Genomic DNA, 20,212 nt, shown 5'->3' on the forward strand with positions numbered 1-20,212 from the left:
AATGGCGTAGCCGCGAGGACGGTTACGTGAAATTCCGGTTTCCCTGCCATCGCCGCCGCCATACGGACTCACATGTTCAACGTCCCCACATCACTACGCCCCTTCCGTCGAGCCGGCCACGCCCGAACTGCCTTCCGCCCGGAGAAAACCGCCAACGCTCCCGTCGCCAATGACAGCGAACTGCTCAAAGCCACGATCAGCGTCGGACTCGATCCGACCAAGTGACCACTCGAACCCCGCCACAACCTGACCGTCTGCCCCACAGCGTATTCGTGCGCGCTGGAGCACTCGACGAACGATTCGATGTGGTCCACCTCGTCCTGCGCCCATCCCACCGTATAGGTGCGCGGATGCACACAACGGCCCAGCGTGGCACCGTCCTCCACGTCCAGCACCCTCGCTTCGACAGCAGGACCCATACCACCGGAGATCGACTGCACAGCAATGCTGAACGTCACCACCGCGCAGATGAGTGCTGCCAGAGCAAGTATCGACAATGCGGCGACGATCCACATCCCCCTCCGCTCGCCCACCGTATCCACCCTCGACCTCATAGATTCTTGATATGACATCTACGGCCCGATACAAAATCGAGCCAACCGCGAACTCGCGCGGAGCCTCCACGACTGCCAGCGAACGAGACACACTCCCTGCCCATTGCAGGGGCCGACGCCGAGAGCCTCAAACGAGAGCCGACCCTGTCAAGCCGCTGGTCGCCTTTCGGAGACGGCGGGATCGCCAACCGATCTCCGTGAAGTTGCATCAGACGCAACGTTATTGGCCTCTTTTCGGGACAGATTGCTCGCCATCTCCTGTGGTCATCGGCGCCCGGTTGAGTCGGCTTCGTCAGCGAACCTTGTCGGGTGGAGACCGTGTCGGTCAGCTCGTTACGCCGCGTTAAGAACCTGAAAACTCGGGGAGCAAACCTTCCTTTCCCAGGTGAAGCAGTGAATTATCGATATGGTCGCGCATCTGGTTACCGCGCGGCATGTCGAGCGCGCCTGAAAGCACAACGGGCCGGGAGGTCACATGCTGCTACATCAATCGATCGGGTTGGAGCGCTTCAACGAACTACCGCGGCAGAAGGCGGTTCACGCATTGTTCGAGTGCTGCTGCTCGCTGACGTGGGCCGGGTGGGTCAGCGACGGACGTCCGTTCGCCGATCACGCGGAGATCCTCTCGCGCGCCGAGGACGCGATTCTCAACCTCTCGGACGAGGACGTCGAACGCGCCCTGCAATGCCATCCACCCGTAGGCGTGCGCAAGAACAGCGTGCCGTCCCACCTCGAGCAATGCTCGATCTGGGTTCCGGACGACGCCGTCATGGCAACCATCTATCGCGCCGGCGAGGAGTACGAGCGGAACTTCGGCTTCCGGTATCTGTGGTGTTCGCACGGCCACGACGCCGACGACCTGCTCGAGAACATCGGCCAGCGCATGTCCAACGAACGGTCCGTCGAGCGCAAGGTCTGCGTCGACGAGCTCGCCAAGATCACGCGGACGAGGATCGAGCGCATGCTGGGACCCGAGGACGGTTATCCCGAGTACTGAAAAGAAGAGCGGGTGCAGCGCTTTCGCGCCGCACCCGCTTTCATGCTCTGAATCGATCAGAGATCGAACTCGGCCGGAGAGATTCCGACTGCAAAACACATGTCGCGTACGACGCCGCGCTCGTGCTCGTCGAAGTTGCCGTCCGCGCCGCCGATGATGATGCCGATCTGGATGACCGCGCGGGCCTGATCCTGCTTCGACTTGAGCTTGGCGATGGTCGCGGTTGCCTCGACCTTGCCGAACTCGTAGTCCGAGGACAGCTTGCTGCAGTACCAGTCGAACTGCTCACGAAGCTCGTCCGGCGGGAAGACCGCGAGCGACTCGTTGCTCATGATCAGCGCGGCGGTCTTCTGACGCTCCGACGGATCGATCGAACCGTCTGCGGCGGCGATCAACGCGCACATTGCCATGCTCGCGTTCTTGAATTCCTTGTTCTGGAACTGGCTGGTCTTTGTCTTGAGCTGGCCGTTCATCTCCTGAGCCTTAGCCTTCAACTGATCCCAGAATGCCATGAGTCTCCTCGAGTATTGCCGCCACACACCGCGCGTGGTCGTACCACCACTCTGCCTGTGCGCTCGGCAATCCGCCATCGGCCGCTAGGTGCGGTCGAACACTGCCAGAATTCGCGACTCGGAGATCGGGTCGAGCACGTCCGGGGTGAAGTGCCATTGCGTGCGGGTCCACGGATCATGAACCTCCGTCTGCCCTGCTGCCAAAAGATGTTGGCACCCCTCGGACAGTGCGGCGACGGATTCTTCCGCGAAGTTCGACTCGTCCTCTCCGACAATCAGTATGGACAAACCGATTGCCGGCCCGCGTTCGGCGAGGAACATGATGGTCTGTGCGTCTTCGGCGGAGTATCCGTGCGGGAAATCGCTGAGGATCAACAGGCGCAGGGAACTCGGCCCGTCGGCGACGCCACTCATTCGCGCGAGTTCGCCCATGTCGACGGCTTCGGCGAGTGCCCGCAGACGCGCTGAGATCTCGGTGTGAGTGGTGATGACCGGCCCCGCGAGCATCGGTGCCAGTCGGTCGGTCAGTGGCGTGAGCGAGCCGGTCAGGTCGACGACGTCGAGTAGCGGCATCGGGCCTGCTGCCATGACGCGCACGGTGACGGCACTGATCAGACCGAGCGCTGCTTTGCTCGACGTACTGTCCACCCAGATGGGCCGACGCAGTGGGAGCGGGACGCAGTAGGGAACGGTGAGCGTGCCGCGGTCCGGAGCCGACAGCTCACCCAGACGCATTCCGTCGCTGACGGCTGTGATCTGGGCCGGATCGGTTGTACCCGCCCAGGATACCGACTTCCACGACGCCATCGACCGTGGGAGCACGCCGTCGATCACGCCGAGTTCGTGCGCAAGCTGAGCGCTGTCGCGGGCGTGATTGTCCCGCGCGAGTGAGACGAGGTCGTCGTGACGCTTCTGTGCGGCATCGCGCGCCGCCACTCCCGCTGCCGAGTTCCGCAACGACGGATCTGCGACGGCAGCGGTCAGATCTTCGTCCAAACGGGCAAGCGCGTACTCGCTGCTGGAGACGAAGGAAGCGGCAGATCGTGAGGCATCCTCGAAGATCATCCACGCGCGCTCGAGGCCGCGGCCCACCTCCAACGGCTCCACCGCGGAGTCCCACGCGGGCGCGGCTGTCGGGGCTGGTTGTGCCGGCTCGTCGTCCACCTCGACGCCGTGCACCGAGATCAGTTCCGCCAGACCACCCGCATAGCACTGCCCTACGGCCCGAATCTTCCAGGCACTGGACTTTCGGTACAGCTCCCAGCAGATGACCGCTGTCTCGGTACCTGCGGTGGGGATCGCGAATTCGGCCAGGACCGAACCGGATTGATCGCTCAGGGTGGCGGAGAGCCCGGCTGTGCGAAAGGCGCCCGCGGCCGTCGCCGCCGGATCCACGCTGACGATGCACAACACGGCCGCGGCATCGGGGTGAAGTCGATCGAGTTCCACCCGGATGCCGCTCTGGTCGAGTTGCACTCCAGCGGTGGATGGTTGGTTGTAGAAAACGAAGTCCGCGGACGTCAATGCCCGCAGGTTCGCGTCCGCTACCAGCGCCGACACGTCGAACGGCGTCTGGCTCTCGGCTCGAAACGTCACCACGGGCGCCTGCAGCGGCGCGTTCTGTCCGGGAACAAAAGTCATACCCACAGCAGCGAACTATGCCATGACCGGGCTCTCTCGGTCAGCCTTGCAGGTCCGCCACCACTAGATCGGCGACCGCGGTCATCCCGGCGTCCGTGAAGTGCAAGCGCTGCGCCGTCGACTCCGAGAACAGGCCTTCGAACCAACGCTGATCTGCACTCGCACATGCGTCGTGCCCGCCGGCGATGCTCGCCGCCGCAATGTCGACAGTGCGCACACCGTGGGCGTGGGCGACCTCGTCGAACTTCGTGTTGTAGCGAGCGAAGTAGTCCATGAACCAGGATGCGTCGGCGTCTGAGAACGGAATGTTCGGCCAGCATCCGCGAGAGGAGATCATGCCGCCCTCACCGATCAGGTAGATGCGAGCGTTCGGCGCGCGCTGCGTGACCGCGGTCAGGATGCGATCCAATTCTCCGGCAGCCCGGTCGATTCCGGACTGGGCGACGGAATTCGCGAGCGGGTCGTACCGGCATCCACGATCGGTTCCTGGCCCCGGAGCGACGCACAGGGGGCCGAGGAAGATGCTGTTGGAGTCGTTGCCGCCGATCGAGATGGTGATCAGGTCGGTGTCCGGGTGAACGGCATCGAGTTGGACAGGCCAGTAGTTCGGAATCAGCTGTGGAGTGTCGATGATGTTCTCGGCGCGTGCCGCGCTGCAAGAGACGTCGGCGAACTCCGCGACCTCGAGTGCCCGAGAGATCTTGCCCGCGAAGTTCTCGTACGAACGCGAACAGGCGTCGGGGTACATCGGTTCCAGCCTTGGGCCGGAGGCGCGGGAGTCACCGAGGGCGACGTACTTGATCCCGGTGCCGGATACACCTGACAGCGTTTCCGACTGCGGCACCGAAGCCTGCGCGATCCCGGTGCTCACGATCGCCAGCACAACGCCTGCGACAGCCGCCGCCCGACCGAGAAGTTTCCCTCGAATGATCATCTACTGTGCCAAGTCCTCTCGCGCACGGCCGCTCGACTGACGGCTCGACATGCCGCATGAGGTTAACGCACAGAGGGGAAACGATGTCCGGTTCGACGGACGGCGATCGAAATCACCTACCGCCGAACCGGATTCATCTCGACTATGCAGTCTCGACTCAAGCAGTGAGGAAACGGCCCAGCTGCGGCGCAGCTTCTCCTGCGTGCTTGGCTTGGATACCTTCACCGATGGCCTGCAGCTTCCATTCACCGTTCACGCGGTACACCTTTGCCATCACCATTCCGGTGAAAGCCATGCCGCCCTGGAGCGTGTATCGAGCGAGCTCGGAGTTGGTGGTGCTGTCAACGAGACGGCAGAACGCGTTGGAGACCTGCTCGAACGTGTGTCCGCGGTACGAGGTCACGGTGAAGATCACGGTGGTCACGTGAGCCGGGACCCGCTGCAGATCGACGAGCATGACCTCGTCGTCGCCGTCTCCGTCGCCGGTGAGGTTGTCACCCATGTGACGGACCGAGCCGTCCTTGGACGTCAGCTGACCGTAGTAGCAGACGTCGACGAGGTTGCCGTCGGCGTACAGGAGTGCCGAAGCGTCGAGGTCGACGTCGGCGGTACGGCTTCCGAACAGGCCGCTCTTCTTGATCGGATCCCAACCCAGACCCATCTGGATCATGGTGAGCGCGACGCCGCCCTCCTTGCGGAGTGTGACCTTCTGTCCCTTGGTCAGGCTGACGGGGCGTCCCTTGACCAGGCTCACCTCGGGCTGCTGCGCCGGCGGCTGGTTCTGCACGGGAGGCGCCGGGGGTGCCTGGTTGTACGTCGGCTGCTGGTTGTACGCAGGCTGCTGCGCCGGCGGGTAGGCCGGCGGCGTCGGTCCCTGGTTGTAGGCGGGCGGTTGGTTGTACGCGGGCGGGGCCGGCGGAACCGGCGGAGCGTTGTACGAAGGCTGCTGCTGCGGCGGCTGGTTGTATGCCGGCGGTGTAGGAGCGACGGACGACGGCGGGGTGATCGGCGCCGGAGCCGCGACCGGAGTGGGCGGCGGCGGCGCGGGAGCATCGTCGACGGACACACCGTGATCGGTGACCAGCGCGGCAAATCCACCGGCGTAACCCTGGCCGACGGCGCGCACCTTCCATGCACCCTGGCGTCGGTACACCTCGAGCGCGATGACGATGGACTCGGCGGTGAGGCCGTCGATCACGTACTCGTACAACACGTTCCCGGCCGCATCGGAGACCCGAGCGGTCGGTGCAGCAGTGCGCCCGAAGTTCGACGAAGCGTCGTCGAGCGTGATGACGGCGCGAACCTGCTCGATATCGGCGGGTACGCCGGCGAGTGAGACTCGGAGTGAGGCAATGCCACCCGGGTTGGGTACCAATTGCACGCCGGGTCCGGTCGGCTGGTTGAAGAAGACGAAGTCGGCGTCGGAACGAACTTTTCCGTTGCTCGTCACGAGGAGTGCAGACAGGTCAGCGGCCGCAGCCAGCTGAACCGAGACAACTACATCCGAGACGTCCAGCGGGCCGTTCTGCCCTTTGGCAAGCGATACAGACAACTAAATCCCCTTCATAGAGAGCGTGTATTACCCGAGCGCGGAAGAGAACCACCGCAAGATCTCCGCGCTCGCTGCGATACCGGACCTTTCTGTCACAGTAACGGTCGGCCGTTGCCAATTCAGTTCTTCCAGCTCACCGTGCCTGGGCCTGATCGCGAAATCGGAGTATTCGAGCATGTCCGCATCCAATGCGCCGTCACCAGCCGAGATCACGACGGCGGACTGATCCAGATCACCCGACTCGACCAGTCTGCGGCGCACCTCTGCCAGCGCTCGTGACTTCGACACGGCGTCGGGCATCGTGTAGATCTTCCGGCCTTGACGCGAAACATTCCAGCCCCGCGTCACGCACCAGTGATTCCATTCGGTTTCGAATTCACTCGGCATCACGGCCAGATCGACGACCAGGTATGGAAACAGGTCGTCGGCAACACGAATGGAGCTGACCCAGCTCGAGTCGATCCGCGATTCCAGTTCGGCCTGAACCTGCGGCAACTCGGCGCCGGCCTTACGGGTCGACCGGTCGATCTCGTTTCGCCAGTCGCGATCGGCTTCGCCGTCCACCAGGATGTTTCCGCCGTTGCTCGTGATCGCGTACTTCCACGGTCCGCCCGGAAGATCGATCCGCTGGAACTGCGCAATGGTCCTGGTCGTCGTCGGAATCACCGGAACCCGCGAGCTGAGCGCAATCAGCAGTTCGATCGATTCGACGCTCATGTGCGAGAGCGGACCGCCGTTGTAGTACTCGACGCACAGCGGGCTCGGTGCCGAATCCAGGTCGGAGCCACTGGGATCGCCGCCGATCGCGGCCTGCGAATAGATCATCGTGCGGTCCAGATCCGTGGCGATCAGGACCTGGGACGCAGCGGTGTCCACACGGCTCACGTGATGTCCTTGATCAGGCCGACACACGAGTAGGCGAGATCCGGGACGACCTCGACCGGGACCCCACGGGCCTGTGCCAACAACCGGATGTGCGCGTGCTCCGGGGCTTCGAGTTCGCGCACCAGAACCTTCCAGGGAAGCCGGCGCAGCAGCACCCTGGTTGTTTCTCCGACACCGGGTTTGACGAAGTTGACCGTCGAGATCCCGTACTCGGCCTGCACCTTCTCCACCGACTCCCAACCGGCCCAGGTCGGCGTCCGATCGGAATCGAGCACTGCAGCAAGAGAATCCGCTGCGTCGCCGCGAACCGAATCGAACTCGGCCGAGACCACGTCGAGCAACCTGTTGGAAACGTCGACGTCGGCAAGGTCGGCGTAGAACTTGGCGCCGTGGAAATCGCCGGGCCCGATGAGGGTGTCGTTGAGGACTGTTCGTGAGACCAAGCCGGACACCGTCGAATTGAGGCACGCCGACGCGATCAGGAAGTCGTCGCGGGTTCCGTACGTTCGCACGCAGTGTCCGGGGTCGGCGAGAACAGCCAGATCGGAGTCGAACTTCGCTCCGCCTGCCTCGTGGTACTCCGTCAACGCTGTGTCGAGTTCGCGGGCGATGGCGCCCTTACCTGTCCAGCCGTCGACGAAGACGACGTTCTCCGAGTCGTGATGGTGCGCAAGATAATCGAGTGCGACGGAATCGATACCCTTGCCGCGGACGATAGACACTGCATAGTGCGGCAACGTGAGCCCGCGGGTCTGCTGGGCCCAGCGCCGCATCAGAATCCCGATCGGTGTTCCGGCCCGGGCGAGTGAGACTAGCGTGATGTCACTCCCCCGCTCGGCCAAGACCAAGTCCATCACGGTCCCGACCGCGCGCGCCAACCGTGGAGCGCTCTCGGCGAGCACCGTCTCGAACAGATCCCGGTATGCCTGATCGGGTTGGTACTCGATGGGAAGAGACTCGGCATAGTGCGCCTCACCCGACTGAATACGCTTCTCGCGCACGGATACATCCGCTTCGAGATCCACGTGCGAAAGATCCTTGAGCAGCCACTTCACTTCGCCCGGCGCGTACGAACCGAATTCGGGCCCGACCAATGGTTCGTTCATGACGAGCTCCCTGCTCTGGATTCTCGCAGCGCCGACGGATCGGCCCCGCGAACGGTGGCGACCAGGACGTCGGTGCCGGAGTTTCGTAACACCTCGATCACTCCGTCCATCGCCGTCAACCGATCGGTGTCTGCGGGCTCGTCGATGACCAGCAACGCAAGGGCGTCGACCGCCGCATCAGGCCACTGCGCGTTGTAGACGTATCGAGGGTCGTTCTCACCCAGTTCGGGTGCCGGAAAGGTGAACCCGCGACGCAGCGGGTATCCCGGCACGTCGACGACGTACGCGGGTGAGCGAGTTGTGGTCTGGTACCGAACCGCTCGCCCAGAGCTTTCCAAGCCTGCAGCGATGCGCAGTGGCAGGTACATCAACTCCTCGTGACCGATCACGATCACAGCACGCGACGCGTCGATCGACGATCCGAGAATGGACACCGCTGCCTCGACGGCTGACTCGAATGCCGTGGTGTCGCCATCGAGAAAGCCGTGCCTGCCACCATCGGGGACATGTGCCGGCCACGGCAGATCGATCCGTGCCAGCGTGCCACGGCGGTCACCGATCGGATTGAGATCCGGAGCATCCAGCGCCGTGACGCGCTCGGTCAGGCCGTCGGGCAAGACCGTCGAACCCGAAGCGAGAGAGACGTAGTCGATTCGTACATTCAACTCTGCCGCCGCGGCTTCGCCGGCGACTCGGTGTTCCTCGGTTCTCATGTCCACCAGCGAGGCCACGACGTAGCGGCTTCGCGGGCATTGCCCGTGCAGCGCCCGGATGGCATCGATCGCGGTGGCGCCGGTGGAGATCTCGTCGTCGACGAGGACCAGAGGCAGGTCGTTCTCGAACAGTTCGGCGGACGTCGGCTGCATCAGATGGCTCGTGGCGTGCGAGTGCCCCTCCTCGAATCCGGCGAGCGTCGTAGCCCCTGGTACGTCTCGGCGCGTGGAGTGCAGGTAGCAGTGAGCGTGCAGGCGAGCTGCGACGCAGTGGCCCAAACCTGTTGCGGTTTCGGCAAACCCGAGAACGACGACGTCGACACCCTCACCGAGGGTTGTCCGCACCAGATCGCCGAGGTCGTCGGCAGCGCCGATGACCACGGACGGCTCGGTGGGCACGTGCTTTCCCAGCACGGTGGACACCAGCAGATGAGCGCGACGCGGATTCCGCCGAAGTCCCGGGATCACCAGATCGGGCACCGAATGCCCGAGTGACGAATCACCGTGAACGAGGTCCAAGCCGAATTCTGCTGTAGCCCAGGGAACGTCCTTGGACTGGACAAGCTCTGTCATCGATCGACCAACGCCGTCAGCAACTCGACGAACGTGATTCCCTTGTTGGTCACACCGAACACGTGAGCTCGGAGCGCAGTCTGATGGGCCCAATTGCGGTGCGGCTTCATCTCGTTCATCTTGTTCCGGTAGCCGGACGCCTGAACTCCCCCGGCGTCGGCACCGAGAATGTCGAGGGCATCGTGATATTCCTCGTGCGTGACAGCGGACAGTGCATTGACCGCTGCGACGTGCGACGGGTGGATGACCGTCTTGCCCTGGATTCCGTTGGCTCGGTCCAGCGCGATCTCACGGAGCAGACCGTCGAGGTCGCGGCTGACGAGATGCTGACGGAACCGGACGGCGTCGTGTTCCTCGAACGGAGTGGCGCGCAGCATCGGCCGGAACATGCGTTCGTGATCGGCGAAGTACTCCCACACGGGCCCGGTGATTACAAAACCCGAACCGTCCGCGCGCCCGAGATAGTTGACGATGTCGGCGATGACGTCGACCACCACGCGCACGTCGTAGATGGTCAGATCGCGGTCCCGGCGGATGCCGAAGGTGCTGCACATGTCGGTGGCGCCGATGCGGACGGCAAGGATTCGATCGCGGTGCTGCGCGAGAATCCCACTGATGGTGCGCAATTCGAGATCACGTGTATCGCGGTGAACCAGCGCGGGTGATTCGAGCACCGGCATCGCGTAGAGATGCTTACCCAGCAGTTCGGATGCGTCCGCGACGGCGTCGAGAAACACGGGGCCGGACTCGCTGCCGAACTTGGGGATTACGAACCCGGTGAGCGCGGCGCGCCCCTCGGTCAACGACGCGGCGACCTTGTGGATGTCCGCGACTTCACGAACCCGCACGAACAGCAGCATGCCGACGGCGTCGGTGGACGCGATCTTGTCGAGAGCTTCGACCGCGTTCGCTCGCGCCGATTCGACCTCGTGATCGGCGACGGCATCCTCGAGATCGAGCACCATCGAACTGACGCCCTCGGACGCACGCTTGGACACGATGTCGGCCAACCCGGCCCGGGTGGCAGGAACGTAGAGAGTTGCACCCAGAGCAATCGCGAGCAGATCCCTCTCGTCGGAATCCGCGAACGATCGAGGCGCATGCAGGAACAGTTGCTCCCGCACGTCATCCTCGAGATGTTGAAAGTGCTGCATTTCTCTTCTCTCTGTAACCGCAATCAAGTCCATGAAACGACCCCCTGTGACAACGCGTCGGGCAACTCCGATCCCCCGATCGGCCCGACCATTCAGTTTTTGCCGGCTCGCGCCCGCATCTTCTCGACAACTTCGGTGATGAACGTCGATACCGAGTCCAGCTGTAATACATACGACCAGTAGTCCGGATGAGTTCCCGACAGTGACGCACTCGCTCGCTCGATCCTTGCTAGTTGAGCATCGAGTACAGAGCCCCACTCCGCCACCAACCCTTGGTTAACAGCGAACATCTGGGCGTCTTTCAGCCGGAAACGAACCTCACGTTCCTTTTGGCTCGGATCTGCCCGAACTGCACGCAGAGTAGCGAGACGGTCCGTCACGGCGTCGGCACACGCTTCGGCGTCGGCGAGGTGCACGCGGGCTTCGGCCATCAAAGCCAGTGCATGTTCGGGGTTTCCCGCAGCCAGCGACTGCTTCGCTTCCTTGAGATCGATGTCGGCCTGATCGATATGCGCTCGGCTGCGACTGCTGTTGTCGACGAGGTCAGCGGAACTCGCGGCGTTGAACTCGCGCAGCAATGCGGAGTACGCCGGATCCAGGCGGTCCACTCGAGTGCGCACTGCCGACAACCTGGTCGAGACCGAGGAAATCGTCATCTCGGCACGGTGCTGGGTCGACGGGGCTTCTGCCAATGCTTCCTCGAGCGCCGATACCGCTTCGCGGACACTCTCGGCCCGCGTGCGGACTGCGTCGGCGCGACCGGATGAGCGCGCATTGTCGAGCGCTGCAACCGCGTCGTCGAGGTGTTCGGAGGCCGTCACCACCGACGGGTACTCGCGATAGCGCTGATCGGTGGCAGCCAGTTTTTCCCGGACGGCGTTCGCCAGGGTTCGGGCCTGCTGGCCGAGGACGGGAATGGCGGACATCGTGACCGTCGCCTGCTCGAGGTGCGCACGATGCCCGTTGTAGAAGGCGTCGACGCCCTTCGCCGCCTCGACGAGTTCGGCTACCGACTTTTCGAACGCCGCCCGAGCACCGTTCGGGTTCTGGTGAAGTACCTGATCGTTGCCATAGCGCTCGGATGTGTCGAGGTAGTCCGACGCAGCCTGGAAGCACCGATCCCGAACGGGTTCCCACGCAGCGCGCAGCCCTCGCTCGGGGTACAGCTCGGCGGAAGCGTCGACTGCTGCCGACGCGATGGTCTGCCGCTTGTCCATGTCGAGGAACGCCGAAACCATGGCCGTCTGCGCCTCCCGCGCACGACTGACCGACTCCCCCACTCTTGCCCCCCGATTGAAGCGCTCCGACCATCTTCCCACCACGATTGAATCCTACGGGTCCAGCACTTCGCTTCTCGGTTCGTAATTCTGCTGTTACGGCGAACACACCGGAACTGCGGTTAGGGTGGTGGAGGTAAACACACTCCCAAGACGACTTCGCGTCGTAGTGGGCCTTGTCTCTCCTCTTGAAAGGACCCCTGAATGGGCGTCAGCTTGACCAAAGGCGGCAATGTCTCTCTCACGAAGGAGGCCCCGAACCTGACTGCAGTGGTCGTCGGCCTGGGCTGGGACGCACGTTCCACCACCGGAGCTGCTTTCGACCTCGACGCCAGCGCAATCGGCGCAGGCTCGAACAAGAAGGTCCTCTCCGACCAGCACTTCATCTTCTTCAACAACCTCCGTTCGCCCGACGGCTCGATCGAGCACAAGGGTGACAACACGGACGGCGAAGGCGAAGGCGACGACGAGCAGATCGACGTGAACCTCGCAGCGGTTCCTGCCGAGGTCGAGAGCGTTGTCTTCCCCGTCTCGATCTACGACGCAGAAGCTCGCTCGCAGTCCTTCGGCCAGGTCCGCAACGCGTACATCCGCGTCGTCGACAAGTCGAACGGCAACGAGCTCGCTCGTTACGACCTCTCCGAGGACGCTTCCACCGAGACCGCCATGGTCTTCGGTGAGCTGTACCGCAACGGTGCAGAGTGGAAGTTCCGCGCAATCGGCCAGGGCTACGCGTCCGGCCTCGCGGGCATCGCGCGCGATTACGGCGTCAACGTCTGATCTTCGCTCTCGACGAGCTGACTCGGGGAAGGTTCCGCAGTAGTCTGTGGAACCCTCCCCGTTTTCACGTTCGGATGCGGTGAGAGACCGCTTGCAGTAACCACTCTGCATTGACCAACTAGAAAGGGCCACGCTCCGTGGTACTGCGAATATTCGGTTTATCCATCGCAATTTCGATCCTCGCGATGATCGTTGCGTTCATCTACGGCGGACCCGAGGCACTGTTCCTCGTCATCATCCTGTCGATTCTGGAAATCTCGCTTTCCTTCGACAACGCCGTCATCAACGCCACTGTTCTGCAAAGAATGAGTGAATTCTGGCAGAAGATCTTCCTCACCATCGGCGTCATCATCGCCGTCTTCGGTATGCGTCTGGTGTTCCCGCTCGTGATCGTCTGGGCTGCATCCGGTCTCGGACCCGTAGCTGCACTCGACCTCGCACTGAACCCGCCTGCGGACGACGCCGCGTACTTCGCCAACGGCGAGCCGAGCTACGAAACCATCCTCACCGACGCTCACCCGCAGATCGCTGCCTTCGGTGGCATGTTCCTGCTGATGCTCTTCCTCGGATTCATCTTCGAAGAGCGTGAGATCACCTGGCTGTCCTGGCTGGAGAAGCCGCTCGCTCGCATCGGCAAGCTCGATCAGCTCTCCGTCGTCGTGGCCGGCATCGTCCTGGTTCTCAGTGGTTCTTTCCTCGCTGCTGACGACAAGGTCTCCACCGTCATGATCTCGGGCGTTCTGGGCATGATCACCTACATCGCGGTCAACGGATTGGGTGAACTGTTCAACTTGCCGGAAGAAGGCGAAGAAGAGGAGACCACCAAGTCCGGTGGTCCCACCGAATTCGCGAAGGCAACCGGCAAGGCCGGCTTCTTCCTGTTCCTCTACCTCGAGGTCCTCGACGCGTCCTTCTCCTTCGACGGCGTCATCGGCGCATTCGCCATCACTGCAGACCCGATCATCATCGCCCTCGGCCTCGGCTTCGTCGGCGCGATGTTCGTCCGTTCCATCACGGTCTTCCTGGTCCGCAAGGGCACGCTCTCCGATTACGTCTACCTCGAGCACGGTGCGCACTGGGCCATCGGCGCTCTGGCCGTCATCTTGATGGTGTCCATCGGCGTTCACATCAACGAGATCATCACCGGCCTGGTCGGTGTCTTCTTGATCGGCGCTGCTTTCATCAGCAGCCTCATTCGCAACAAGCGAATCGCGAACGAAGATCCGAAGTTGGACGAGAACACTCCGGCAACTGTCTGACGTTCTTTTCACGAAACGCCCGCGACCAATTGGTTGCGGGCGTTTTGTTTGTTATGCCTGAATTGAAACTCTCTGCATTCCCAGCCGCGCGCCAATTGTTCAGCCGCGCGCCAAATTCAGCCTGCGGCTGAACAATTGCCCTGCGGGTGCGAAAAACCTATTCGTAAGGGAAACCATGAACGAGATAGTCATAGAGCGCGCAACGGACGAGGACGCCGCGGAAATCCTTGTTCTACAACGCTGTTGCTGGGTCTCGGAAGCAATCTCCAACAACAGCATGGACATACCCCCGCTCCACGAGGACCTACCCACGGTCCGAGCCTGGGTTCAGGAGTCGACTGTCTGGACCGCACGACGCGGCGGCCGACTCGTCGGGGCCGTGCGAGGAACCGCGGACGGAACCGCATGGCAGATCGGTCGCCTCATGGTGGCGCCGGACTTGGCGGGCAACGGCCTCGGCCGACGCCTCTTGCAGCACGTGGAACAGAACGCTCCGGAGCGCATCACCCGTTTCGAGCTGTTCACCGGAAGCAGGAGCCTGCGGAACATTCGCCTGTACACCCGAGCGGGCTACTCCCAATTGCCGCCGGACCCCAGCCAAATCCCCGGAGTCGTCTACCTGTCCAAGCCGAACGCCATCAACTCCGACTGAACGGCGATACTGACTTCTGTGGTGAACATTCGCGTCGCAGCGCAGACAGACTTGCCGTTCTTACGTGAGCACGACTCGCACGTCGCTGCCGAGGAACTCGCGTCAGTGGTCCAACGCGGCCGGATACTCATCGCCGAGGACAACGGTAATCCAATCGGATGGCTGCGCTGGGGCTTGTTCTGGGACGAGATTCCGTTCATGAACATGCTGACCGTCCTGTCTTCGAACCGCGGCCAAGGCATCGGGCGCGCTTTGGTCACAGATTGGGAAAAACGCATGAGCCGCGCGGGACACTCGCAGGTCCTCACCTCCACACTCGCCGACGAATCAGCCCAGAACTTCTATCGCGCAATGGGATACACCGACGCGGGAGTTCTGTTACTCCCAGGCGAGTCCTCCGAAATCTTCCTACGTCGAGACCTCGATACGACGACCGATCTGACCGATCCCCACATTACCCACGAGTAATATATGGTGGTCGTCACACCACGATCTCAGGGTGGGGCGTGGCACACCAATGTGGAGGACGAGTATGTCGTCAAGGGTCTTATCTCGCGCAGTTGTCGGAGTACTCGCGCTTGCACTGACAGGCGTCGGCGCACCGGTAGCGCTCGCGCAGCCAGTCCTTGCCAAGTCCCCCGATGACGGTTTCTACAGCTACGACGGCGCGGCACCCCTCTCGTCGTACGCTCCGGGTGCGGTCCTCGAGACTCGCACCGTGCCGTACACCGTGCTCAACATCCCGACCCCGATACAGGCAGTGCAGGTTCTCTACCGATCAACCGACGCCCTGGGACAGCCGTCCGCCAACGTCACCTCGATCCTGCGCCCGGCCAACGCCCAACCGAACAAAGTTGTTTCGTACCAGTCCTTTTACGATTCGCTGAACCCCGACGACAGCCCGTCGCGAGCCATCGCGGGTAACACCCCGATCGGCGACTGGACTCCCAGCGGACGCAACTTCAACATCGGCGGTACCTTCACGAGCATCGAAGCCGCGCTGTTCGGGCCGCTCTTCGCATTGGGCTACACGATCGTCGTCCCGGACACCGAAGGCCCGGCCGCCAACTTCGCTGCCGGACCCGAATACGGGATGATGACGCTCGACGCTCTGCGTGCCGCCCGCGATGTCCCGGAAACCGGAATCACCGACAACGCAGAGATCGCGCTCATGGGATACTCCGGCGGAGCCATCGCCACCAACTGGGCTTCGATCCTCGCTCCCGCGTATGCACCGGAGATCAACGACAACTTGATCGGCGCCGCGCAGGGCGGCGTGCTGGTCAATCCGGCCAACAACCTTCGCTACGCGAGCGGAAGCATCGGGTGGGGTGGCGTTGTCGGCATGGCAGTCGTCGGCGTTGCGCGTTCGTACGACATCGATTTCGGGAAGTATCTCAGCGACCGTGGACGCGACGTCATGGCTCGACTCGAAGACGCGTCCATCGGCAATGTGCTGGCACAGTATCCCGGACTGACCTGGCAGGATCTGGTCAAACCCGAGTACGCCGATCCCAATACTGTTCCCGAGTACGTCGATGTCGTGAACAAGATCAACATGGGCACCGCGGCGACACCGACCATTCCGATGTTCATCGCGCAGGCGGCCAACGGCACCATCGAGGGCACCCAACCCGGCGGCCCCGGTGTCGGAGCGGGAGACGGCGTGATGATCACGGGCGACGTCCGCACCCTCGCACGCAAGTACTGCGACGCCGGCCTGGCGATTCAGTACGACCAGTACGACACCATCAGCCACTTCCTCGGCGCCATGCTCTGGCTCCCCGGTGCGCTCGCCTGGGTCGACGACCGCTTGAACGGCAAGCCTGCACCGTCCAACTGCGCGAACATTGCACCGGGGAACTCACTTGCGCCGCAAGAACACGCGCGCTGACTGACAGCGAGCCTGAATCTACTTCGACGGTTCCACCTCCCACCGAACGTGAGTCACCAACGGTTCAAGGCTAAGTCGGCTGACGGCGGATTCCAGGAGTCCGTCGTCTCGCTCCGCGGCAGCCAGTTCGGCCACCACCCGCACGCGGTCGCTGTCCGGGATGTCGAAGGACTGCACTGACCGGAGCTGAAACTCGGGCCTCGAAATGGACTGCACGGTAAGACCTCTGATGTGAGCTTCGGCGTCACCGTGGCAGGTCACCTCGAAGGTGTAGTCCGCGGGTGGTTCTTCGCGTCCGGTTCGGGCAGGCTGGTGATCCATCATCCGACCCAACGGCCTCAACAGCGTGTTCGCCAACATGATTGCGCCGGCACCGAACACCGCGACCCAGTACATTCCGCCGCCTGCCAGTGCGCCGACGGCGGCAGTGGCCCACAGAGTGGCGGCAGTGTTCAGGCCGGTGACCGACGCACCCTGCTTCATGATCACTCCAGCACCGAGGAAACCGATCCCCGAGACGATCTGCGCTGCGACGCGCGTCGGATCAGCGTCCGGGCCCTGAAACCCGTACGCGCCCATGATGACGAAGAGCGTCGCACCCAAGCTCACCAACGCGTTGGTTCGCAGACCCGCCATCCTTGCGCGCCATTGCCTTTCGATCCCGACGGCAGCGCCGAGGACGAGCCCGAGCGCTATCCGCACAAGGATGACGTGGATTTCCACGGTGAACTCCTAGAGCCAGGTCGCGAATCGACGGATGAACATTCCTTTGGCCACCTGCGTGACGACGCAGTATGCCCCGAGGGTGAGGACCAGCCACGGGAAGTAGTTCCACGGCAGTGAAACCAACCCGAGGGAATGACCCCAGGACGTGAACGGGAACACCAGCGCGAAGACGCAGGCAGCGCCCGTGCTGAGCAGTACCGGCAGCGATGCACGCGACTGGATGAACGGGATCTTGCGGGTGCGGATCATGTGAACGATCAGCGTCTGCGAGATCAATGACTCGATGAACCAACCCGATTGGAACAGCGCTGCATGCTCGGGAGAGTTGGCGGCGAACACGAACCACATCAGCGCGAACGTCGAGATGTCGAAGATCGAACTGATCGGGCCGATGAACACCATGAACCGGCGAAGGCTCTTGGTCTCCCACTTGCGGGGCTTCGCGAGGAAGTCGTCGTCGACACGGTCCCACGGGATCGTGAGCATCGAGAGATCGTAGATCAGGTTCTGCAACAACAGAACTACGGGAATCATGGGGATGAACGGCAGCAGGGCGCTGGCGACGAGCACCGAGAAGACGTTCCCGAAGTTCGACGACGCAGTCATCTTGATGTACTTCTGGATGTTTCCGAAGGTACGACGCCCTTCGATGACTCCTTGTTCGAGTACGCCGAGGTCCTTCTCCAGCAAGATGATGTCCGCGGATTCGCGGGCGATGTCCGCCGCTGTGTCGACGGAGATGCCGACGTCCGCCGCCCGAAGTGCGGGTGCGTCGTTGACACCGTCACCGAGGAAACCAACCGTGTGGCCGACCCGGCGCAGCGATTCGACAATGCGTGCCTTCTGCATCGGATCCGTCTTCGCGAAGACGGTTGTCCGCTGCACCAACTCGTCGAGGGCGTCGTCGTTCAACGCTTCGATCTCGGCGCCGGAGACCACGGTCCCGACATCGATACCGACTTTGCCGCAGACGGTTTCGGCGACCAGTTCGTTGTCACCCGTCACTACCTTGACCACGACTCCGTGGCTCGCGAGGGCTTCGATCGCCCCGGCCGCAGATTCCTTCGGCGGGTCGAGGAAGGCCAGCAGTCCAACCAGGGTCATGCCCTCTTCGTCGGCCGTCGAGTACTCGCGGCGCTGCTCTTCGACGACTGTCTTGGTTGCCACCGCAAGCACTCGCTTACCTTGACCGTTCAGCTCCGCGACCAGACGGTCGACTCGGGCCAGCCATCCCGGTGTCAATTGGTGGGTCACCCCGTCCAGTTCCACCGATTCACAGACCGAAAGGAGCTCTTCCACTGCACCTTTGGTTACGATCAGATCGGCGTCTCCGTGGTCGACCACCACGGAGAGTCGACGGCGCTTGAAGTCGAAGGGAATCTCGTCCACCAACCCGTGGCGACGCGAGATCTCCTCGACCACTTCGGGACCGGCGGCCTCGATCACCGCGTCGTCGAGAAGACTGCGCAATCCGGTCTGATTCACGGAATTGACCGCCGCTAGCCGCAATACGTCCTCGGACTTACGTCCGGCAGTATCGAGATGCTCACCGAGAACGATGCGGTCCTCGGTGAGAGTTCCGGTCTTGTCCGTGCACAGAACGTCCATGGCACCGAAGTTCTGAATCGCGTTGATCTGCTTGACGATCACCTTCTTGCGCGACATGTGGAGCGCACCCTTGGCCAGGTTCGCCGTCACGATGAGCGGCAACATTTCCGGAGTCAACCCCACCGCGGTGGCGACGCCGAAGAGTAGTGCTTGGCTCCAGTCCTTGGTCAGTCCGTTGATAATGAACACCGCGGGAACCATGATCAGCATGAACTTGATCAGCAGGTAGCTGACACTGCGCACCCCGACGTCGAAGCTGGTTTCGGGCCGCTTGGACGCCAATTGTGCTGTCATGGCACCGAAGTAGGTCCGCTTGCCGGTGTGTACCGCGACGGCGGTGCCACTGCCCGACACGACGGAAGTACCCATGAACCCGATGTTCTCGGCTTCGAGCAGCCGATCGACGTCGATCCCCGACGACGGGTCCGCCGACTTCTCGGCCGGCATCGATTCACCGCTGAGCATGGACTGATTGACCTGTAGATCCTTGGCCCGGATGATGCGGACATCGGCCGGGATCATGTCGCCGGCGGCAAGCTGGACTACATCCCCCGGCAGTAACTGCTCGATCGGAATCTCAGCCGTGACCACGGTGTTGTTGATCTTGCGGGTGGCCGCGACGGTCGTCGTAACCATCGCCTTGAGCGCCTCGGCGGCGCGACTCGAACGGTATTCCTGCCAGAACCTCAGTGAGACACTGACAAAGATCATCAACCCGAGAGTGATGATGCCCTCGTAGGAAGGACCGTCCTCGGGGTCCGCCCAGACCACGTCGGTCCCGACCATGATCAGGGCGAGGAATACCAGGATCAGGATGAACGGGTTCTTGAAGGCTCCCGCGAACTGCACGATTGCCGGCGCCGGGCGGTCGTGGCGGACATCGTTGCGCCCGTATTGCCGACGAAGATCGTCGATCTGATCGTCACGAAGGCCGTTGGCCGTCGTGGTCAGATCCGCGAGAACGGTGCGCGTGTCCGAGGCCGAGAAGTCGACCAATTCCTGTGCGCTTTCCTTTGCCAGGACTGTTGAATGTGTTTGTTGTGCAATGTTTCTCGTGGGCCGTGGCCGCAATGCGAGAACGGAAAATGACATGACGAATCTCCTCGGCTGCCTGAACACGCCGGACCATGCCAGTGCATGAGGGCAGCAGAATGCGCTGAGCGACAATGGAAGTCGTCAGCGGTCGCGGCAACGCCGCGCAGATGAAGCCGAGGATGCAAAGAGTCAGTGACTGACGAGCAAAAGACCGGGGTGAGCATCGTCGGCAAGAACAGAAGGATGGGTCGAATATCGACTCGGCGGGTCGTCCACGATGGTCACCTCCTGAAAGTTCGGGGCGTCCGATGACGCCACACAAGTACATGCGCACAGCACACGCCAGGAGAACCGAATATC

The 20,212-nt window shown here is 62.7% G+C and carries 18 protein-coding genes; 6 read left to right on the forward strand and 12 right to left on the reverse strand.

Annotated features, from left to right (window positions below; genetic code table 11):
* Nucleotides 1–68: 68 nt before the first annotated feature.
* On the reverse strand, nt 69–533 hold the full coding sequence (locus ABIE52_RS18805; protein WP_136472130.1) for a hypothetical protein: 465 nt from the start codon (nt 531–533) through the stop codon (nt 69–71).
* Nucleotides 534–1,029: 496 nt separating this feature from the next.
* Between ABIE52_RS18805 and ABIE52_RS18810 the strand changes: the two genes are divergently transcribed.
* A complete protein-coding gene (locus tag ABIE52_RS18810; RefSeq protein WP_007727034.1) occupies nt 1,030–1,551 on the forward strand; it encodes a 2-oxo-4-hydroxy-4-carboxy-5-ureidoimidazoline decarboxylase in 522 nt (173 codons plus the stop codon).
* A gap of 56 nt (nt 1,552–1,607) precedes the next feature.
* On the opposite strand, the gene ABIE52_RS18815 is transcribed toward ABIE52_RS18810, so the two are convergent.
* The 9 genes from ABIE52_RS18815 to ABIE52_RS18855 form a co-directional block, all read right to left on the reverse strand.
* On the reverse strand, nt 1,608–2,063 hold the full coding sequence (locus ABIE52_RS18815; protein ID WP_003941110.1) for a tellurite resistance TerB family protein: 456 nt from the start codon (nt 2,061–2,063) through the stop codon (nt 1,608–1,610).
* An 84-nt stretch (nt 2,064–2,147) separates the two neighbouring features.
* Entirely contained in the window at nt 2,148–3,704 is a 1,557-nt protein-coding gene (locus tag ABIE52_RS18820) for a TerD family protein (RefSeq protein WP_192711831.1), read from the reverse strand.
* Between the two features lie 40 nt (nt 3,705–3,744).
* Nucleotides 3,745–4,638 carry an SGNH/GDSL hydrolase family protein gene (locus tag ABIE52_RS18825; protein WP_192711830.1) on the reverse strand — a complete coding sequence of 298 codons (894 nt, stop codon included), beginning with the start codon at nt 4,636–4,638 and terminating at the stop codon, nt 3,745–3,747.
* 157 nt (nt 4,639–4,795) lie between these two features.
* Nucleotides 4,796–6,190 (reverse strand): TerD family protein, encoded by a 1,395-nt coding sequence (locus ABIE52_RS18830; protein WP_192711829.1) that lies wholly within the window; start codon nt 6,188–6,190, stop codon nt 4,796–4,798.
* 27 nt (nt 6,191–6,217) lie between these two features.
* Nucleotides 6,218–7,075 carry an HAD family hydrolase gene (locus ABIE52_RS18835; RefSeq protein ID WP_134932171.1) on the reverse strand — a complete coding sequence of 286 codons (858 nt, stop codon included), beginning with the start codon at nt 7,073–7,075 and terminating at the stop codon, nt 6,218–6,220.
* Nucleotides 7,072–8,181: a cysteine protease StiP family protein gene (locus tag ABIE52_RS18840; RefSeq protein ID WP_192711828.1), complete on the reverse strand. Its 1,110-nt coding sequence runs from the start codon at nt 8,179–8,181 to the stop codon at nt 7,072–7,074. Before ABIE52_RS18840 ends, ABIE52_RS18835 begins: the two co-directional genes overlap by 4 nt.
* Complete coding sequence (locus ABIE52_RS18845; protein ID WP_192711827.1) at nt 8,178–9,467, reverse strand: phosphoribosyltransferase family protein; 1,290 nt, start codon at nt 9,465–9,467, stop codon at nt 8,178–8,180. Before ABIE52_RS18845 ends, ABIE52_RS18840 begins: the two co-directional genes overlap by 4 nt.
* Nucleotides 9,464–10,621, reverse strand: coding sequence for an HpcH/HpaI aldolase/citrate lyase family protein (locus ABIE52_RS18850; protein WP_037129307.1), 1,158 nt, complete (start codon nt 10,619–10,621; stop codon nt 9,464–9,466). Before ABIE52_RS18850 ends, ABIE52_RS18845 begins: the two co-directional genes overlap by 4 nt.
* 92 nt (nt 10,622–10,713) lie before the next feature.
* Nucleotides 10,714–11,859 carry a hypothetical protein gene (locus ABIE52_RS18855; RefSeq protein ID WP_007727045.1) on the reverse strand — a complete coding sequence of 382 codons (1,146 nt, stop codon included), beginning with the start codon at nt 11,857–11,859 and terminating at the stop codon, nt 10,714–10,716.
* Nucleotides 11,860–12,102: 243 nt separating this feature from the next.
* On the opposite strand from ABIE52_RS18855, the gene ABIE52_RS18860 reads away from it, so the two are divergent.
* The 5 genes from ABIE52_RS18860 (at nt 12,103) to ABIE52_RS18880 (ending at nt 16,483) form a co-directional block, all read left to right on the forward strand.
* Nucleotides 12,103–12,678 (forward strand): TerD family protein, encoded by a 576-nt coding sequence (locus tag ABIE52_RS18860; RefSeq protein WP_003941199.1) that lies wholly within the window; start codon nt 12,103–12,105, stop codon nt 12,676–12,678.
* Nucleotides 12,679–12,815: 137 nt separating this feature from the next.
* Entirely contained in the window at nt 12,816–13,937 is a 1,122-nt protein-coding gene (locus tag ABIE52_RS18865; RefSeq protein ID WP_007727046.1) for a DUF475 domain-containing protein, read from the forward strand.
* Nucleotides 13,938–14,112: 175 nt separating this feature from the next.
* A complete protein-coding gene (locus ABIE52_RS18870; protein ID WP_007727048.1) occupies nt 14,113–14,589 on the forward strand; it encodes a GNAT family N-acetyltransferase in 477 nt (158 codons plus the stop codon).
* Between the two features lie 18 nt (nt 14,590–14,607).
* Complete coding sequence (locus ABIE52_RS18875; RefSeq protein ID WP_007727049.1) at nt 14,608–15,057, forward strand: GNAT family N-acetyltransferase; 450 nt, start codon at nt 14,608–14,610, stop codon at nt 15,055–15,057.
* Nucleotides 15,058–15,121: 64 nt separating this feature from the next.
* Nucleotides 15,122–16,483 carry a lipase family protein gene (locus ABIE52_RS18880; protein ID WP_007727050.1) on the forward strand — a complete coding sequence of 454 codons (1,362 nt, stop codon included), beginning with the start codon at nt 15,122–15,124 and terminating at the stop codon, nt 16,481–16,483.
* Nucleotides 16,484–16,501: 18 nt separating this feature from the next.
* On the opposite strand, the gene ABIE52_RS18885 is transcribed toward ABIE52_RS18880, so the two are convergent.
* Together ABIE52_RS18885 and mgtA are read right to left on the reverse strand one after the other, a co-directional pair.
* Nucleotides 16,502–17,206 carry an MgtC/SapB family protein gene (locus ABIE52_RS18885; protein ID WP_003941187.1) on the reverse strand — a complete coding sequence of 235 codons (705 nt, stop codon included), beginning with the start codon at nt 17,204–17,206 and terminating at the stop codon, nt 16,502–16,504.
* Between the two features lie 9 nt (nt 17,207–17,215).
* Entirely contained in the window at nt 17,216–19,909 is a 2,694-nt protein-coding gene (mgtA, locus tag ABIE52_RS18890; RefSeq protein ID WP_007727051.1) for a magnesium-translocating P-type ATPase, read from the reverse strand.
* Nucleotides 19,910–20,212: the final 303 nt, after the last annotated feature.

Source organism: Rhodococcus sp. OAS809, assembly GCF_040546695.1.
GTDB classification, from domain to species: domain Bacteria; phylum Actinomycetota; class Actinomycetes; order Mycobacteriales; family Mycobacteriaceae; genus Rhodococcus_F; species Rhodococcus_F qingshengii.

Coding starts and splice junctions, on each gene's coding strand:
- ABIE52_RS18810 (WP_007727034.1), top strand. CDS start 1,030: ATGCTGCTACATCAATCGATCGGGTTGGAGCGCTTCAACGAACTACCG.
- ABIE52_RS18815 (WP_003941110.1), bottom strand. CDS start 2,063: ATGGCATTCTGGGATCAGTTGAAGGCTAAGGCTCAGGAGATGAACGGC.
- ABIE52_RS18820 (WP_192711831.1), bottom strand. CDS start 3,704: ATGACTTTTGTTCCCGGACAGAACGCGCCGCTGCAGGCGCCCGTGGTG.
- ABIE52_RS18825 (WP_192711830.1), bottom strand. CDS start 4,638: ATGATCATTCGAGGGAAACTTCTCGGTCGGGCGGCGGCTGTCGCAGGC.
- ABIE52_RS18840 (WP_192711828.1), bottom strand. CDS start 8,181: ATGAACGAACCATTGGTCGGGCCCGAATTCGGTTCGTACGCGCCGGGC.
- ABIE52_RS18845 (WP_192711827.1), bottom strand. CDS start 9,467: ATGACAGAGCTTGTCCAGTCCAAGGACGTTCCCTGGGCTACAGCAGAA.
- ABIE52_RS18850 (WP_037129307.1), bottom strand. CDS start 10,621: ATGCAGCACTTTCAACATCTCGAGGATGACGTGCGGGAGCAACTGTTC.
- ABIE52_RS18855 (WP_007727045.1), bottom strand. CDS start 11,859: ATGGTTTCGGCGTTCCTCGACATGGACAAGCGGCAGACCATCGCGTCG.
- ABIE52_RS18860 (WP_003941199.1), top strand. CDS start 12,103: ATGGGCGTCAGCTTGACCAAAGGCGGCAATGTCTCTCTCACGAAGGAG.
- ABIE52_RS18870 (WP_007727048.1), top strand. CDS start 14,113: ATGAACGAGATAGTCATAGAGCGCGCAACGGACGAGGACGCCGCGGAA.
- ABIE52_RS18880 (WP_007727050.1), top strand. CDS start 15,122: ATGTCGTCAAGGGTCTTATCTCGCGCAGTTGTCGGAGTACTCGCGCTT.
- mgtA (WP_007727051.1), bottom strand. CDS start 19,909: ATGTCATTTTCCGTTCTCGCATTGCGGCCACGGCCCACGAGAAACATT.